Raw genomic sequence first — 15,737 nt, 5'->3', positions numbered from 1 at the left:
CGCCCTTCCCGGCCCCGAAACGGGCAGAAAGCCCACGACCGTCAACGAAACCCTGACACAACGGAGCGGGCTCCGCCCCGGAAGCGCTCTGGCGTCCCGCGTCCGGCGCGTCCTTCGAGAGGAGCGCCGGACGCGGGACGCTAGGGCGCTTCCGGGGCGTCCTTCGGGAGGAGCTCGGGAGCGCCGAACCCCTCGTCCGTGACGTCCTCGGCCGGCGTCACGAGCGCGACACTCAGCCGGCGCCTGCGGGAGGGCTTCCCCGGGGCGGGGGTCGGACCGTCGTCGGCGGGGCTCTGGCCGTCGTCCAAAGACTTCATGCGCCTACCCTAAAGGCACTGCCCGCGAGCCTGCCGGGCCGAGGGAGCGAGGCGCTGTTGAGTCTGGAACGGAACCGCCAGCGAGCCGAACACGAGTGCGGCCATATGACGGTGGCGAGCGTGTTCGGGGCGGAGCCGAGGGAGCTCTGGCTGAGCCTCGACGGGACGGCCCGGCGCCACCCCCGGAGCGGGCTCCCGCTCGCCGGCGGAGCGCTCTTCGAGATCGAGGCGGAGCTCCAGCAGGCGGCGATCGCCGCCATGGCCGGCTACCGGGCGGAACTCGACCTCCTCGGCCGCAACGGCGTGACCGCGGCGACGCACCCCCGCCTGGTCTCGGCCGTCACCCGGGTCCACCCGCGGCACGACCACTTCTACGTCGAGCAGCTCCGGCGCGCCTTCCCCGAGGACGTGGTCGACCTGGACCGGGCCGCGGCCGACGCGGCGCGAATCCTGGGTGCCGACCGGCTCCGGGCCGCCAACGACGCGCTGGCGCGGCCCCTCCTGCGGCACGGGGTCCTGGACCCGGACCAGATCAACCGCGCGCTCGAACCGTTCGCACTCCACACCTTCCTGAAGGACGAGGGGGTGCGCGTCTGGCTGCCGTCCGCCGCGGAGGACGCCCGGCGCGGGGAGGACTTCTTCGACACCATCGAACGGTGGCGCGGCGACCTGGGAGCCGTCCCGCCCGGGGTGGGCGCGGGGGCGCTCGACCACCCCCCGGGGCAGGGGCTGCGCGGGACCGTGCGACGCGGAGCCCGGCCGGAGGGCGGCCCGCCCCGACCGGGCCGGGCCCCGGCGGCGCGGCCCGGGAACGGCAGGCGGCCCACCGCGTAGGCCGCCCGCGGGCGGCCGGGCCGGTTCACCCGTGGGGGTCCCGCACCACGGGCAGGCGTATCTCGATGACGGCGCCGCCGCCCTCCCTGTTGCGGGCGCGGACCGTCCCGCCGTGGGACTCGGCGATGTCCTGCACCATGGACAGGCCCAGGCCCGAACCGGGGAGGCCGCGCGCCGAGGTCGCGCGGTAGAAGCGCTCGAAGACGTGCGCGAGCTCGGCCTCGTCGATTCCGGGGCCCCGGTCCCGGATCTCCACGACGCCGTCGCGGACGCTGATCTCGATCGGGGCGGCGCCCTCCGGGTCGAACTTCGCGGCGTTCTCCACCGGGTTGGACAGGGCGCGCTCCAACGCGCTCGGCCGCCCCTCGACGACGCTGCCGTCGGCGTCCACGACGATCTCGCGCCCGGTGCGGCGGCGGCCGCGCGCGGCGACGCGCTCGGCGACCTCGCGCAGCGCCACCTCCTGCGCGACCTCGTCCTCGTGGGTCTCGGTGGCCAGCCCCACCAACTCGTTGACCAGGTCGGTGAGCTCCCGGGTCTCGCCCTGGAGGTCGTCGACGAGCCGCCTCCGCGCGTCGGGGGAGAGCCGGTCGAACCGCTTCATGACGCTGACGTTGGTGCGCAGGCTGGTCAGCGGGGTGCGCAGTTCGTGCGAGGCGTTCTGGACGAGGCGCCGCTGCTCCTCCTTCGAGGCGGCGAGCCGGGCCAGCATCGCGTTGAAGGCGTTGCCGAGGCGGCCCACCTCGTCCTTGCCGCCGTTGCCGTCGGTGGAGGTCACCCGGTCGAGGCGCCCGGTGGAGGTGACGTACTCGGCGGCCTCGGTGAGGCGGACCAGGCGGCCGGTGACGCGGCGCGCCACCAGCCAGCCCGCGAGGCCCGCGCCGGCGAGCGCCACCATGCCGACCATGACCATCTGCCAGGCCAGGGTGTCCAGGAGCTGCTCGGTGGGCCTCAGCCGCTGGACGATCTGCACGGCGCCGAGGCCCTGGCCGAAGGAGACCGTCGCGACGCGGAGCGGTTCGCCGCGGGACCCGTCGAGGCGCACGTTCACCAGGCCGGCCGCGCGGTGCGCGGCGGCGGCGCGGTCGGCGTCGGTGACGGGCAGCGCGTCGGACGCCGCTCCCCCGCCCAGGGGGACCATCACGTCGCCGTTGCCGTCGACCACCTGGAACGAGAAGGTCTTGGAGTGCACCAGGTTGAGCTCGTTGAAGCCGCTCCGGCCCTCGGCCGAGGCGCTCAGGGTCTGCGCCACCCCCGAGACCGTGCTGTCGAACTCCTGCTGGGCGCTGTTGCGGACCAGGGTCGCGGCGGCGTTGTAGGCCAGCGACCCCACGAGCACGATGACCACCGCCGCGACCAGCGCGAACGTGACCGCGAAGCGGGTTCCCAGGCTCGCCTCGCCGAGCCTGGTCCGGGAGCCCCGGACGGCGCCCTCCCCGGACGTCCCGCTCATCGGGGGCGGACGGTGTAGCCGACGCCCCGGACGGTCTGGATCATCGGGGAGGTGCCCGCCGGTTCCAGCTTGCGGCGCAGGTAGCTGATGTAGACGGCCAGGTTCTTGGACTCCGGCCCGAAGTCGTAGCCCCAGATGCGGTCGTAGATGGTGGCGTGGTCGAGCACGATGCCGGCGTTGCGGGCCAGCAGTTCGAGCAGGTCGAACTCGGTCTTGGAGAGCTCGACCTCGCGCCCGGCCCGCCAGACCCGCCGCGCGCCCGGGTCGATCCGCAGGTCGCCGACCTGGATGAGCGGTTCGGCCGTCCCCTCGCCGGTCTGCGGCGCGGCCCGGCGCAGCAGGGCCCGCATCCGGGCCAGCAGCTCGTCCAGGTCGAAGGGCTTGGGCAGGTAGTCGTCGGCTCCGGCGTCCAGTCCGGCGACCCGGTCGGGGGTCTCCACCCGCGCGGTGAGCATCAGGATCGGGGTGCGGTCGCCTTCGGCGCGCAGGACCCGGCACACCCCGAGGCCGTCGACCCCGGGCATCATCACGTCGAGGACGAGCAGGTCGACGGGGTCGGCGTGCACGGCGGCGAGCGCCTGCACCCCGTCCGCCGCGACGCGCACCTCGTAGCCCTCCAACTGGAGGGCCCGTTCGAGGGATTCGCGGATGGCGCGGTCGTCGTCGGCGATCAGCACGGTGCAGGCGGGGCTCATGGACCTCATCGTCGCCCATGGGGGTTAGCGATCGGTAAGAGGACACGTCGACCGGGGTAAGAGGCCCGGCGGACGGACACCGCTCCCGGACCTCCCGATCGGCAAAGAAGCGGTCCGGACCGCGTGGCGGGGAGGTGCCGCGCGCGCCGGGCGGGTAGGGGTGGGGGGATGTTTTCCCCGACCGCTTCCCGTGGAGGACCATGATGGGCATCCGTCCCGCTCACCTGCCGCTGCGCCTGATCTCGGGCGCGTTCATCCTCAACTCCGGCCTCGGCAAGCGCGGCGCCGACCCCGGCACCGCCGCCTACCTGCACAGCGGCGGGGCCCGCGTCTTCCCGCCGCTGAAGGACATGGAACCGGAGAAGTTCACCCGCCTGCTGAGCACGACCGAGATCGCGCTCGGCGCGGCCCTGCTGCTGCCGGTCGTCCCCAGCGCCCTGGCGGGCGCCGCCCTCACCGGCTTCGCGAGCGGGCTGGTCCGGCTCTACCTCACCGACCCCGACGCCCGCCTTTCGGACGGCATCCGCCCCTCCCCCCAGGGCATCGCCCTGGCCAAGGACAGCTGGCTGCTGGGCATCGGCCTGGCCCTGCTCCTCGACGGCCTGGCCGGGAAGGAGGCCTGCGGGCCGAGGGTGTGACGCCCCTCCCCGTGGCGGTCCCGGCGCCGGCGTCCCCGAAGCAGGGACCGCCGGGACGCCGGCGCCGGGATCACCGAGGGGACTCCTCCGGGACGAACGCGGTGGTGCGCTCCAGGCCCGCCGCGCGGCCCTTGCCCGCGACGACGAGGGCCATCTTGCGGGACGCCTCGTCGAGCATCTCGTCGCCGAGCATCACCGCGCCGCGGCGGCGCACCGTCGTGGCGTACTCGTAGGCGTCCAGGACGAGTTCGGCGTGGTCGTAGTCCTCCTGGGCGGGGGCGTAGACCTCGTTGGCGGCCGCCACCTGCCCCGGGTGCAGCACCCACTTGCCGTCGAACCCGAGCGCGGCGGTGCGCCGGGCCGAGCGGGTGAACGCCTCCACGTCGCGGATCTGGAGGCAGGGACCGTCGACGGCCTGGAGGCCGTTGGCGCGCGCGGCCGTCAGGATGCGCATCAGGACGTAGTGGTAGGCGTCGCCGACGTCGTAGCCGGGCGGCTGCTCCCCCACCGTCAGCGTCTTCATGGCGATGCTGGCCATGAAGTCGGCCGGACCGTAGACCAGGCTCTCCAGGCGGGGCGACGCGGCGGCGATCTCGTCGACGTTGACCAGCCCGCGCGCGTCCTCGATCTGGGCCTCGATCCCGATGCGGCCCTGCTCCAGGCCGACCGCCCGCTCGATCTGGGACAGCAGGGTGTCCAGCCAGCGCACCTGGGAGGCGTCGGAGACCTTGGGCAGGACCAGGCAGTCCAGGTTCGCCCCGGCGCCCTCCACGACCGTGATGACGTCGCGGTAGGTCCACTCGGAGGCGATGTCGTTGACCCGGACCGAGCGGACCCTGCCGCCCCAGCCGCCCTCGTTCAGCGCGGCCACCACCGCGTGGCGGGCCGCGTCCTTCTCCAGCGGCGCCACCGCGTCCTCCAGGTCCAGGAAGAACGCGTCCACCTCCAGCCCGCGCGCCTTCTCGACGAACCGGGGGTTGGACCCCGGGACCGCGAGCACCGACCTGCGCGAGCGCGCCACGACCGCGTTCATGCGCGGCTCCTCCCCATCGACTGCGTTGCCCCATCCTGGCAAAACCCTCCGCGCCGGGGCGCGGCCGCCGCTGCATAAGCTGGCCCGGGGATTTTCCGTACTCGGGGAGGAAGAAGACGATGGCGGGCGACACCGGGCCGACGACGGCCCACCCGACGAGTTCGCACTGGGGCGTCTACGAGGCGCTGGTGCGCGACGGCCGGGTGGTGGGGGTGCGGCCCGACCCGCGGGACCCGGACCCCTCCCCGATGATCGGGAACGCGCCTGCCGCGCAGCACCACGCCACCAGGGTGGACCGCCCCGTCGTGCGCAGGCGCTGGCTGGAGAACGGCCCCGGGCCCGACCCCCGGCGCGGGGACCCCGACGACGAGTACGTGTCGGTGGGCTGGGACACCGCGCTGGACCTGCTGGCCGGGGAGCTGGACCGGGTGCGCCGCGAGCACGGCGACGCGGCGGTCTACGGCGGCTCCTACGGCTGGGCGAGCGCGGGCCGGTTCCACCACGCCCAGAGCCAGCTGCACCGCTTCCTCAACACGCTCGGCGGCTACACCCGGTCGGTCAACACCTACAGCCACGCGGCCGTGGAGGTGCTGTTCCCGCACGTGGTCGGCGCGGCCGGGACCCACGACCTGCTGCGGCGCGCGCCCACGTGGGAGGCCGTCGCCGAGCACACCGAACTGCTGGTGAGCTTCGGCGGGCTGCGGGTCTCCAACACCTGGACCGCCTCGGGCGGGCGGGCCGCGCGCACCGCCGAGCCGGGCATGCGCGCGGCGGCGCGCGCGGGCACCGAGATCGTCTCGATCAGCCCGCTGCGCGACGACACCGCCGCCGGACTGGGCGCCCGGTGGCTTTCGGCGGAACCGGGCACGGACACCGCGATCCTGCTCGCGCTGATCCACGTGCTCGTCACCGATTCCCTGGCCGACACCGCGTTCCTGGCGCGCTTCACCACGGGCTGGCCCGAACTGCGCCGGTACGTGCTCGGCGAGGACGGCGGCACCCCCAAGACGCCTGAATGGGCGGGCGCGATCAGCGGGCTGGACGCCGACGTGCTGCGCGCGCTGGCGCGGCGGATGGCGGAGCGGCGCACCCTGGTCAACGTGGGCTGGTCGGTGCAGCGCTCCCGGTACGGCGAGCAGCCGATGTGGGCGGGCATCGCGCTGGCCGCCTGCCTGGGCCAGATCGGGCTGCCCGGCGGCGGGTTCGCCACCGGGTACGGCTCCAGCGGGAACTACGGCGGGGGGGCGACCCCCGTCGCGCCGCCCCGGCTGCCCCAGGGGACCAACCCGGTGGACTCGCTGATCCCGGTGGCCCGGGTCTCGGACATGCTGCTGCACCCGGGCGAGCCATTCGACTTCGACGGGCGGCGGCTGCGCTACCCCGACATCAGGCTCGTGTACTGGGCGGGCGGCAACCCCTTCCACCACCACCAGGACCTGGCCCGGCTGCGGCGGGCGTTCGGGCGGCCGGACACGGTGGTGGTGAACGAGACGCACTGGACGGCCACGGCCCGGCACGCCGACATCGTGCTGCCCGCCACGACCACGCTGGAGCGCGACGACTTCACCGCCAGCCAGGGCGACCTGCGGCTGCGCGTGATGCGGCGGGCGGTTCCCCCGCACGGATCGGCGCGCGACGAGTACGACACGTTCGCCGCGCTGGCCGGGCGGCTGGGCGTCGGCGCGGAGTTCACCGAGGGCCGCACCTCGGCGGAATGGCTGCGGCACATGTACGAGGAGTGGCGCGGGCGGCAGGGCGCGGCGCCGCTGCCGGACTTCGACGCCTTCTGGGCGGACGGCGGCGTGGACATCCCCCACCGGGTGGAGGACGCGGCGCTGTTCGGCGCGTTCCGCGCGGACCCGGCGGCGAACCCCCTGGGGACCCCCAGCGGGCGGATCGAGCTGTACTCGGAGACCGTCGCGGGGTTCGGGTACCCGGACTGCCCGGGGCACGCGGCCTGGCTGGACCCGGCCGAGCGCCCGGGGTCGGCGCGCTCGGGGGAGTGGCCGCTGACGCTGGTCGCCAACCAGCCGGACGGGCGGCTGCACAGCCAGCAGGACATGGGCGCGCACAGCCGCGCGCAGAAGGTCGCCGACCGCGCGCCGGTGCGGCTGCACCCGGCCGACGCGGCGGCGCGCGGGATCGCGGGCGGCGACGTGGTGCGGCTGTTCAACGACCGGGGCAGCTGCCTGGCCGGGGCGGTGCTGGACGACGGGGTGCGCCGGGGCGTGGTCCAGTTGTCCACGGGCGCCTGGTTCGACCCGTCCTCGACCGAGGTGACCTGCGCGCACGGCAACCCCAACGCGCTGACCACGGACGTGGGGACGTCCCGGTTGAGCCACGGCTGCACGGGCCAGCTGGCCCTGGTGGAGGCCGCCCGCGTCGACGGCCCCGTCCCCCCGGTCCGCGCCTTCGAGCCCCCGAGGATCACCGGACCGGCGGATTAGGGCCCGGCGCCGTGGGCGCGCCCGGGCGCGCGGCGGGAAAGGCGTCCACCGGGGGCGGGTGCGGCGGGCACGAACTCAAGCGCCGGGCCGCGCCCATCATGTCCGTCGCGTGGGGGTTTCGTTGACGGCCTTGGGCTTTCCGCCCGTTTCCGGGCATGGAAGGGCGGAAAGCCCGTGATCATTCCGAGCGGGGGCGGGACCGACCCTCGGACCCCGCGCCGGAGCCTCCCCCATTCCCCCCTTTTCCAGCACCACGCCGACCCCCGATCCCCTACAGTGCGAACCATCATGAAACGTCGCAACCCTTCTCGCCCCCCACGGCGCAAGCGCTCCCTCGGGCCACTGCTGCGGCTGGCGCTGCCGGTCGTCGCCACCGCCCTCACCCTCGGGTCGCTCCTGGTGAACACCATGACGGGCGGGACCACGGCGTCGTGGGTGCTCACCGGGGTCAGCGCGGTCGTGTGCGCCGGGGCCTGGTGGCTGCACCACCTGCACCACGCGGCCTCCCGGTCGCGGCGCAAAGGGCACCGGCGGGCGGGCGGGGCGCACGACGCCGAACCCTCGTGAGCACCTCCGGGGAGGCCCCGCGCGCGTCGGCGACGTACCGCACACTCCCCTCCCCTTCAGGCCGCATGGGACATAGGTTAGCCTTGTCTAAGTTCTGACGACGCGTCCACGGAGGCCTGTGTTGTCCCTGCGGTTTCGGCACCCCGCCCCGGTGCCCGGGTGCGGCTCCCCGTGAGCCTGGAGCGACCGGCCTCGGTCGTCGCGGACCTCTCCGACACGGACGACGCCTCCGTCGCGCGGACCGCCTTCGCCCGGCGCACCACCGCGAAGGCCACGACGCACGCGCTGCGAGCCGTCGGACTGCTGCTGGCCCTCGGCCTCCTCGCGCTCCTGGCCCTGCTGAGCGTGGCGGTCGGCGCCGCGTCCATCCCCGTCGGCACCGTGTGGGACGCCCTGTGGCGCTTCGACGGCTCCTACGACCACACCGTCGTCATGGAGCTTCGGGTGCCCCGCACCGTCCTGGGCGTCGCGGTCGGCGCGGCGCTGGGCCTGGCCGGGGCGCTCATGCAGGCCCTGGTGCGCAACCCGCTCGCCGACCCCGGCCTGCTCGGCGTCAACATGGGCGCCACCGCCGCCGTGGTGGCGGCGGTCTTCGTCTTCGGCCTGACCGACCCCGGCGTCTACGTCTGGTTCTCCTTCGCCGGCGCCGCGCTCACCGCCGCGCTGGTCTACTTCCTGGGGACCCGGGGGCGCACCGGCGCGACCCCGGTGCGCCTGGCCCTGGCCGGGACCGCCGTCGGCGCGGTGCTGCTGGGCCTCGTCAACGCCGTCATCACCGTCAACGAGTTCGTCTTCGACGAGCTCCGGTTCTGGCAGGTGGGGTCCCTGGCAGGGCGCGACCTGGAGGTCCTCGCCCAGGTCGCCCCGTTCCTGCTGGCCGGGATCGCGGTCTCGCTGTTCCTCGGCCCGGCGCTGAACGCGGTCGCCCTGGGCGAGGACCTCGCCGCCGCGCTCGGCGCGAACATCAACCGGATCCGGCTGCTCACCGCGCTCGCCGTCGTCCTGCTCTGCGGGGCGGCCACCGCCGCCGCCGGGCCGATCGCCTTCGTGGGCCTGGCCGTGCCGCACGTCGCGCGCCTGGTCACCGGCCCGGACCAGCGCTGGGTGCTGCCCTACTCGGCGGTGCTGGCGGCGGTCCTGCTGGTGGGCGCGGACACCCTGGGCCGCGTGGTGCTGCCCAGCGGCGAACTGGAGGTCGGCATCATCACCGCGTTCGTGGGCGCCCCGGTCTTCATCGCCCTGGTCCGGCGCACGAGGGCGGCCCAGCCGTGACCGCGACGCTCCCCCGCCCCGCCCGAGCGCCCCGCCCCGCCCGCGCGGTCCGCCTCGGCCCCCTGGACTTCCGGCTTCGCCCGCGCTTCTTCGGCTCCTGCCTCGCCCTGGCCGCCCTGATCGCGACGGCCCTGCTGACCGCCCTCATGGTCGGCGACTACCGGATCCCGCCGCCCGCCGTGCTGGACGCGCTGCTCGGCCGGGGCGAGCGGATCGACACGTTCTTCGTGCGGGGGGTCCGCCTGCCCCGCGCCCTGACCGCGATCCTGGCGGGCGCGGCGCTGGGCGTGGCGGGCGCGGTGTTCCAGAGCCTGTCGCGCAACCCGCTCGGCAGCCCCGACATCATCGGCTTCACCCAGGGCGCGTCCACCGGCGCGGTCCTGACCATCCTGGTCCTGAACGGCGGCATGCTCCAGGTGTCCCTGGGCGCCGTCGTCGGCGGCGTGGCCACGGCCGGGGCCGTCTACCTGCTGGCCCTGCGGCGGGGCGTGCAGGGGTACAGGCTGGTCCTGGTCGGCATCGGCGTCAGCGCGATGCTGTCGGCGGCGACGCACTACCTCGTCTCCCGCGCCGAACTCACCGACGCGTCCACGGCGCAGGTCTGGCTGATCGGCAGCCTCAACGCCCGCACCTGGGGGCACGTGGCCGCGGTCGGCGCCGGCGCGGCGGTGCTGGTCCCGCTGCTCCTGCTGCTCGGCCGACGGCTGCGGCTGATGGAGATGGGCGACGACATCGCGCACGCGCTCGGCGTGTCCACGCAGCGGACCCAGGTGCTGGCGCTGGTCGCGGCCAGCGCGCTGACCGGGCTCGCGATCGCGGTGTCGGGGCCGATCTCCTTCGTCGCCCTGGCCGCGCCCCAACTGGCCCGGCGGCTGACCCGGGCCAACGGCACGACCCTGTTCGGCTCGGCCCTGATGGGCGCGGCGCTGATGCTGTGCGCGGACCTGGCGGCGATGCGGCTGCTGGCGCCCGTCCAGCTCCCGGTGGGCGTGGTCACCGCGGTCATCGGCGGAACGTATCTGGTCTGGCTGCTCTACTCGGAATGGCGGGGCGGCCGTGCCTGACGGAGAACGACGAGGAGACGACATGTCCCAGCCCCATCAGGAGCGGTTGCGGGGGGAGAACCTGACGCTGGCCTACGACCAGCGCGTCATCTCCCGGAACCTGGGGATCGCCGTCCCGGACAACTCCTTCACCGTCATCGTCGGACCCAACGCGTGCGGCAAGTCCACGCTGCTGCGCGCGCTGTCCCGGATGCTCAAGCCCTCCGCCGGGGCGGTGCACCTGGACGGGCGGCTGATCAGCTCGTACCCGTCCAAGGAGGTCGCGCGGCGGCTGGGGCTGCTGCCGCAGTCCTCGATCGCGCCCGACGGCATCACCGTGGCCGACCTGGTGGCCCGGGGGCGGTACCCGCACCAGAAGTTCCTGAAGCAGTGGTCGCGCGCCGACGAGCGGATCATCGCCGAGGCGATGGAGTCCACCCGGGTGTCGGAGCTGTCCGGGCGGATGGTGGACGAGCTCTCCGGCGGCCAGCGCCAGCGCGTGTGGCTGGCGATGGTGCTCGCGCAGCAGACCCCGCTGCTGCTGCTGGACGAGCCGACCACCTTCCTGGACATCGCCCACCAGATGGACATGCTGGACCTGTGCGCCGAGCTGCACCACGAGCGCGGGCACACCCTGGTGGCGGTGCTGCACGACCTGAACCACGCGTGCCGGTACGCCACGCACCTGATCGCGATGAAGGACGGCGCGGTGGTGGCCGAGGGCGACCCCGACGAGATCGTCACCGCCGAACTGGTGGAGGAGGTCTTCGGCCTGCCCTGCCGGGTCATCCCCGACCCCGAGACCGGGACCCCGCTGGTGGTTCCGAGCGACCGCCAGGGCAGGATCACCCGGCGCCTCGCCGCCAAGAGGGCCGGCCAGGCCCTGAGGTCCCGGGTGAACTGAGGAAAGGGGCGTCAGGCGGCCTGGGCCGGTTCGATCATGGAGATGGGGAAGTTGATGTACATCGGCTCCTCCATCCCCTCAAGCAGGATCTCGACCTGCGCCCATGGTTCCCGTGGCATCCCGATCATCTCGGTAACCACGCCTTCCACGTGGTCGACACCCCATGGAACCCGAACCCTGTCCGCGATCTCGGGAGCGCTGTCCATCAATCCTCCTACCAAGGCCGCACTCCGAACACGATTCCGAAGTGGTCTCCTACGATCCGGTCAATACCCTCAGTGAGTTCATCCAGAACTGTCTTCCACTTCCGCGCTCGCGCGTCGTCGATCGACACGCTGTCCGCAGTGAGTTTCACCAACTGGTTGTAGTCCTCATGCGCCAGCGCGTTACGCGCCTTGTTGAGCCAGTTCAGCTCTCGACGCCAGGCATCCACTTGACCAGGATAGGTCTGCCTCAGTTTCTCCCAGAGCAGGACACCGAACAGGCCGAAGTCCTCGGCCAGTGCTTTCGCCGTGGCGTTGCCCGTGTTCAGGATGCTCGCCTTGGTGTAAGGAACCAGGAGATAGGTCCAGAACTGCGGCTGTCCGGGCAGGAGTCTCCCTTTGAGGAAGTCCAGGGATTCGGTGTGCAACTGTCTGCTGAACCCCTGGAACTCGCTTGCGAGCCTGAGGACGACAGCGTGGTTCAACTCCTCGATTTCCTCGCCTGGGCCACGAACTCGGGCGTGCAGGGTGAGAAGTCGATCAATTCGGGAGTGGCGGTCTTTCCGCCACGTCGTCAGTGCGTTCGACGACATGCGCCACAAAGTATCGCATCCGCCACTCTTCGTGATAATCCTTCTGGAAAGCACACCCTCGCGGAGCGCGCCACCCGCTCCTGCACAATGGGGGCATGGTCATCACCGGGCGCGGATCGCACGAGATAGCCGACAACGTCGAGCGGGCGATCATCACCGGGGGCATGGGGCCGGGGGCCGCGCTGCCCCCGATCAGGGACCTGGCCGGGGAGCTCGGCGTCAACGCCAGCACCGTGGCCACCGCGTACCGGCTGCTGCGCGACCGCGGCCTGGTCGAGACCGCGGGGCGGCGCGGCACGCGGGTCCGGGCCCAGTCCGCGAAGGCCCCCCGCGAGCCGGGGGTGCGGACGGTCCCGCCCGGCGCGCGCGACGCCTCCAACGGCAACCCCGACCCCCGGCTGCTGCCGGACCTGGGCGCGGCGCTGGCCGCGGTGGCCGCCGCCCGGAACGGGCGGCACCCCCTCTACGACGCCCCCGCGCTCTCCCCCCGGCTGCTGGCGGTGGCGCGTGAGCTCTTCGCGTCCGACGGCGTCCCCGCCGAGGAGGTCACCGCGGTCTCGGGGGCGCTGGACGCGATCGAGCGGCTGCTGCGGTCGGGGGTGCGGCCCGGCGACGCGGTCGCGGTGGAGGACCCGGGCTGGCACAGCGAACTGGACCTGGTCGCCTCACTCGGCCTCAGGCGGCTGCCCGTCCGGGTGGACGACGAGGGCATGCTGGTCGAGGACCTGGCCGGGGCCCTGCGGTCGGGGGCCCGCGCGGTCATCGTCACCAACCGGGCGCAGAACCCGATGGGGTCGGTGCTCTCGGCCCGGCGCGCGGCCGCCCTGCGCGCCGCGCTCGCCGGGCACGACCGGGTGCTCACCATCGAGGACGACCACGGCTTCGGCTTCGTCGACCGGCCCTTCGCGTTCCTGGCCGGGGCGACCGGGCACTGGGCGGTGGTCCGCTCGGTGACCAAGAGCTACGGCCCCGACCTGCGGCTGGCGCTGCTCACCGGCGACCCGGTGACCGTGGACCGGGTGCGGGCCGGACACCGGCTGGGTCCGGGCTGGGTCAGCCACGTGCTGCAGGAGGCCTTCGTCGAACTGTGGCGCGCGGGCGCCGTGGACCCCGCGCGGGTGGACGCGCACTACTCCGAACGGCGCGCGGCCCTCATCGGGGCGCTGCGCGAGCACGGCCTGACCGGGCGCGGCCGGTCGGGGCTGAACGTGTGGGTCGAGGTGCCCGAGGAGGCCACCGCCGTGGCACGGCTGCTCGCCGACGGCTGGGCGGTCACCCCCGGTGGCAGGTTTCGGACAGGCTCTCCCCCGGGGATTCGGGTGACCGTCTCGGGCCTCGACGTCGAGGACATGCCCGGCCTGGCCGCAGACATCGCCGCGTCCGTCCACATTTCCGGTCCACATGTGTGAAAACGCGCGGCGCGCCTCCCACACTCTCCCCTGGCGAGCATTGCCCGATCCGGGGTTACCCCCCACTGACCAGGGGGTATGTGCGGAATCGACCGTATAGGCGCCGTATCGGGGGGTAACGGCATGGCCCAATATGGACCCGACGTCGGGGGCAAACGACGAACCGATCCGACGAAGCTGTGGGCCGGTGGACTGGCCACGGCCGTGGTGGCGGCACTCGTCGTCCTGGTCGGAACGCTGATCATCCGAGGGCTTCTCGGCATCCCGGTCCTGGCGCCGGAGGAGACCGGGCGCTTCGGCGGCACCGGGACCGCCGCCCACACCGCGCTGGCCGCGTTCGGGGCGCTGTCCGCGACCGGCCTGCTGCACCTTCTGCTGCTGAGCGCGCCCCGTCCGCTGACCTTCTTCGGCTGGATCGTCGGCCTGGCGACGGTGGTCGCCGCCATCACCCCGTTCACGCGGGGGGCGTCCCCCGCCGACGCGATCGGTACCTCGCTGGTCAACCTGGCCGTGGGTTCCGTCGTCCTGTCGCTGCTCGGCAACGTGGGCGCGTCCTCGCGCCCGGGCAGGCGGCGCCTCCAGCGCCGCCCCACCAGGAGCGACGGCTCGCTCCCGGGCACCGGCTACGACGCCCGCCGCCCGGCGGCGCTGCCGCCCGACACCTACCTCGGCCGGACCCGCCTGTACCGGGACTGAGCCGGGACCCGTCCTGACGAACGCACCAGGGGCCGGACCTCGAAAAGGGGGTCCGGCCCCCGGCGGCCCCCCGCTTCCCGGGGTCCGCCCGCTCTCCCTCCGCTGATCTTGACCTTTTCGGGGTCTCAACCGCTTCCGAGACCCCGAAAAGGTCAAGATCGGCGAGGGAAGGCGAGGGGGAGCGGGATCGCCCCTTCTGGCCGGAGTCGGCCGTTCCCACTGGTGGAGCGCGCCTGACCGGCTACGATTCCGGAGAATTCCGAGGAGGTCCCCATGGGTAAGCACGAGGACAGCTCCAACCACGACGGGCACAAGCCCGAGAGGCCGGTCCCGCCGCCTCCGCCGCCGGAGCCGAAGAAGGACGGCGGCAGGTAGGTGGGACACGCCGACCTGGTCGCCCGGCTCGTCGAGGCGGGCGGCCTGCCCGGGGAGTGGCGGAGCGTCTTCGAGCGCGTGCCCCGCGACGCCTTCGTCCCCGACCTGGTCTGGGACGACGACCGCCGCCCGGTCCACCGCGCCCGGGAGCCCGGCCGGTGGAGCGGGCTCGTCCACCGCGACGCCCCGGTCGTCACCCAACTCGACGACGGCGCGCCGGACGGCGTCGGATACGTCTCCTCGTCAGCGTCGATGCCGTCGATCGTGGCGCTGATGCTCGACGAGCTCGACGTCGCCGAGGGCATGCGCGTGCTGGAGATCGGCACCGGCACCGGCTGGAACGCCGCCCTGCTGGCGGCCCGGCTCGGTGACGGGAACGTGACCACCGTCGAGGTCGACCCGGTCCTGGCCGGCCTCGCGCGCGCCCGGCTCGCCCGGGCGGGGTTCCGCCCGGCCGTGGTGGCCGCCGACGGGATGGCCGGTTGGCCCGGCCACGCCCCCTACGACCGGGTGATCGCCACCGCGGCGGTGCGGCGCGTGCCGTACGCGTGGGTGGCCCAGACCCGCCCGGGAGGACGGATCGTCACCCCGTTCGGCACCGCGTTCCACAACGGGACCCTGCTGCGCCTGGACGTCCGCGACGACGGAACCGCGTCGGGCCGCTTCGGCGGCGACGTCGGGTTCATGTGGACCCGGTCGGAGCGCACCCCGCACGGATCGGTCGAGGAGCGCGTCCTCCCCGGACACGACCACACCGAGAGCACCACCGACCTGCACCCCTACGAGCCGGTGTCCGACTTCGACGCCGGTTTCGCGATCGGCCTGCGCGTTCCCGGCATGCTCGCGACCGTCGTCCACGACGGCGCGCCCGCCGACGGCCGGTTCACCGTCTACCTGATGGACCCCGGATCGGACTCGTGGGCGTCATGGCGGATCACCCCCCGGCCCCGGGGAAGGTACCGGGTGCGCCAGCACGGCCCGCGCGCGCTCTTCGACGAGCTCGCCGCCGCCTACGACTGGTGGCGGCGGATCGGACGCCCCGCGCACGACCGGTTCGGCCTCACCGTCACCCCCGACGGCCGCCAGCACCTGTGGACGGACACCCCCGACCGCGTCCTCGACCTCGTACCCGACCCCGGGAAGGAACGCGCGGGCTAGGGAGGCTCCGGCGCGGGGGTGAATTCGGGCACCGGTGGTTTTGTTGACGGTCGTGGGCTTTCTGCCCGTTTCGGGGCCGGGAAGGGCAGAAAGCCCAAGA

The 15,737-nt window shown here is 73.9% G+C and carries 15 protein-coding genes; 10 read left to right on the top strand and 5 right to left on the bottom strand.

The features are described from left to right. Positions 1–140 precede the first annotated feature (140 nt). Entirely contained in the window at positions 141–317 is a 177-nt protein-coding gene (locus EV190_RS23455; RefSeq protein ID WP_166655475.1) for a hypothetical protein, read from the bottom strand. A 57-nt stretch (positions 318–374) separates the two neighbouring features. On the opposite strand from EV190_RS23455, the gene EV190_RS15965 reads away from it, so the two are divergent. Next, positions 375–1,151 (top strand): hypothetical protein, encoded by a 777-nt coding sequence (locus EV190_RS15965; RefSeq protein WP_133742370.1) that lies wholly within the window; start codon positions 375–377, stop codon positions 1,149–1,151. A gap of 25 nt (positions 1,152–1,176) precedes the next feature. On the opposite strand, the gene EV190_RS15960 is transcribed toward EV190_RS15965, so the two are convergent. After that, positions 1,177–2,604, bottom strand: a complete 1,428-nt coding sequence (locus EV190_RS15960; RefSeq protein ID WP_133742369.1) for a HAMP domain-containing sensor histidine kinase — start codon at positions 2,602–2,604, stop codon at positions 1,177–1,179. Then, complete coding sequence (locus tag EV190_RS15955; RefSeq protein ID WP_133742368.1) at positions 2,601–3,299, bottom strand: response regulator transcription factor; 699 nt, start codon at positions 3,297–3,299, stop codon at positions 2,601–2,603. The genes EV190_RS15960 and EV190_RS15955 overlap by 4 nt, the downstream gene beginning before the upstream one ends. A 203-nt stretch (positions 3,300–3,502) precedes the next feature. Between EV190_RS15955 and EV190_RS15950 the strand changes: the two genes are divergently transcribed. Further along, positions 3,503–3,937 (top strand): hypothetical protein, encoded by a 435-nt coding sequence (locus tag EV190_RS15950; protein ID WP_133742367.1) that lies wholly within the window; start codon positions 3,503–3,505, stop codon positions 3,935–3,937. 70 nt (positions 3,938–4,007) lie between these two features. On the opposite strand, the gene EV190_RS15945 is transcribed toward EV190_RS15950, so the two are convergent. Next, positions 4,008–4,970, bottom strand: a complete 963-nt coding sequence (locus EV190_RS15945) for an HpcH/HpaI aldolase/citrate lyase family protein (RefSeq protein ID WP_133742366.1) — start codon at positions 4,968–4,970, stop codon at positions 4,008–4,010. Positions 4,971–5,089: 119 nt separating this feature from the next. Between EV190_RS15945 and EV190_RS15940 the strand changes: the two genes are divergently transcribed. The 5 genes from EV190_RS15940 to EV190_RS15920 all read left to right on the top strand — a co-directional run bounded on the left by EV190_RS15940 (position 5,090) and on the right by EV190_RS15920 (position 11,203). After that, complete coding sequence (locus tag EV190_RS15940) at positions 5,090–7,417, top strand: molybdopterin-dependent oxidoreductase (RefSeq protein ID WP_133742365.1); 2,328 nt, start codon at positions 5,090–5,092, stop codon at positions 7,415–7,417. 288 nt (positions 7,418–7,705) lie between these two features. Then, the gene (locus EV190_RS15935; RefSeq protein WP_208113203.1) at positions 7,706–7,984 is read left to right on the top strand and encodes a hypothetical protein; all 279 of its coding nucleotides are present in this window, start codon (positions 7,706–7,708) and stop codon (positions 7,982–7,984) included. 285 nt (positions 7,985–8,269) lie between these two features. Beyond that, positions 8,270–9,256, top strand: a complete 987-nt coding sequence (locus EV190_RS15930) for a FecCD family ABC transporter permease (RefSeq protein ID WP_243742609.1) — start codon at positions 8,270–8,272, stop codon at positions 9,254–9,256. After that, complete coding sequence (locus tag EV190_RS15925) at positions 9,253–10,320, top strand: FecCD family ABC transporter permease (RefSeq protein WP_133742363.1); 1,068 nt, start codon at positions 9,253–9,255, stop codon at positions 10,318–10,320. Before EV190_RS15930 ends, EV190_RS15925 begins: the two co-directional genes overlap by 4 nt. Before the next feature lie 22 nt (positions 10,321–10,342). Next, positions 10,343–11,203 (top strand): ABC transporter ATP-binding protein, encoded by an 861-nt coding sequence (locus tag EV190_RS15920; protein WP_133742362.1) that lies wholly within the window; start codon positions 10,343–10,345, stop codon positions 11,201–11,203. 214 nt (positions 11,204–11,417) lie between these two features. Here EV190_RS15920 and EV190_RS15915 read toward each other — a convergent pair whose 3' ends face one another. Beyond that, positions 11,418–11,999 carry a hypothetical protein gene (locus EV190_RS15915; protein WP_133742361.1) on the bottom strand — a complete coding sequence of 194 codons (582 nt, stop codon included), beginning with the start codon at positions 11,997–11,999 and terminating at the stop codon, positions 11,418–11,420. 95 nt (positions 12,000–12,094) lie between these two features. On the opposite strand from EV190_RS15915, the gene EV190_RS15910 reads away from it, so the two are divergent. From EV190_RS15910 to EV190_RS15900, 3 genes are all read left to right on the top strand, one after another. Further along, on the top strand, positions 12,095–13,408 hold the full coding sequence (locus EV190_RS15910; RefSeq protein ID WP_133742360.1) for an aminotransferase class I/II-fold pyridoxal phosphate-dependent enzyme: 1,314 nt from the start codon (positions 12,095–12,097) through the stop codon (positions 13,406–13,408). A gap of 123 nt (positions 13,409–13,531) precedes the next feature. Beyond that, a complete protein-coding gene (locus EV190_RS15905; RefSeq protein WP_208113202.1) occupies positions 13,532–14,104 on the top strand; it encodes a DUF6069 family protein in 573 nt (190 codons plus the stop codon). Positions 14,105–14,479: 375 nt separating this feature from the next. Next, the gene (locus EV190_RS15900) at positions 14,480–15,637 is read left to right on the top strand and encodes a methyltransferase domain-containing protein (protein WP_243742608.1); all 1,158 of its coding nucleotides are present in this window, start codon (positions 14,480–14,482) and stop codon (positions 15,635–15,637) included. Positions 15,638–15,737 lie beyond the last annotated feature (100 nt).

Origin of the sequence: Actinorugispora endophytica, assembly GCF_004363075.1 — a bacterium.
GTDB classification, from domain to species: Bacteria; Actinomycetota; Actinomycetes; order Streptosporangiales; family Streptosporangiaceae; genus Actinorugispora; species Actinorugispora endophytica.
This window is presented reverse-complemented; position numbering and strand designations above follow the sequence as displayed.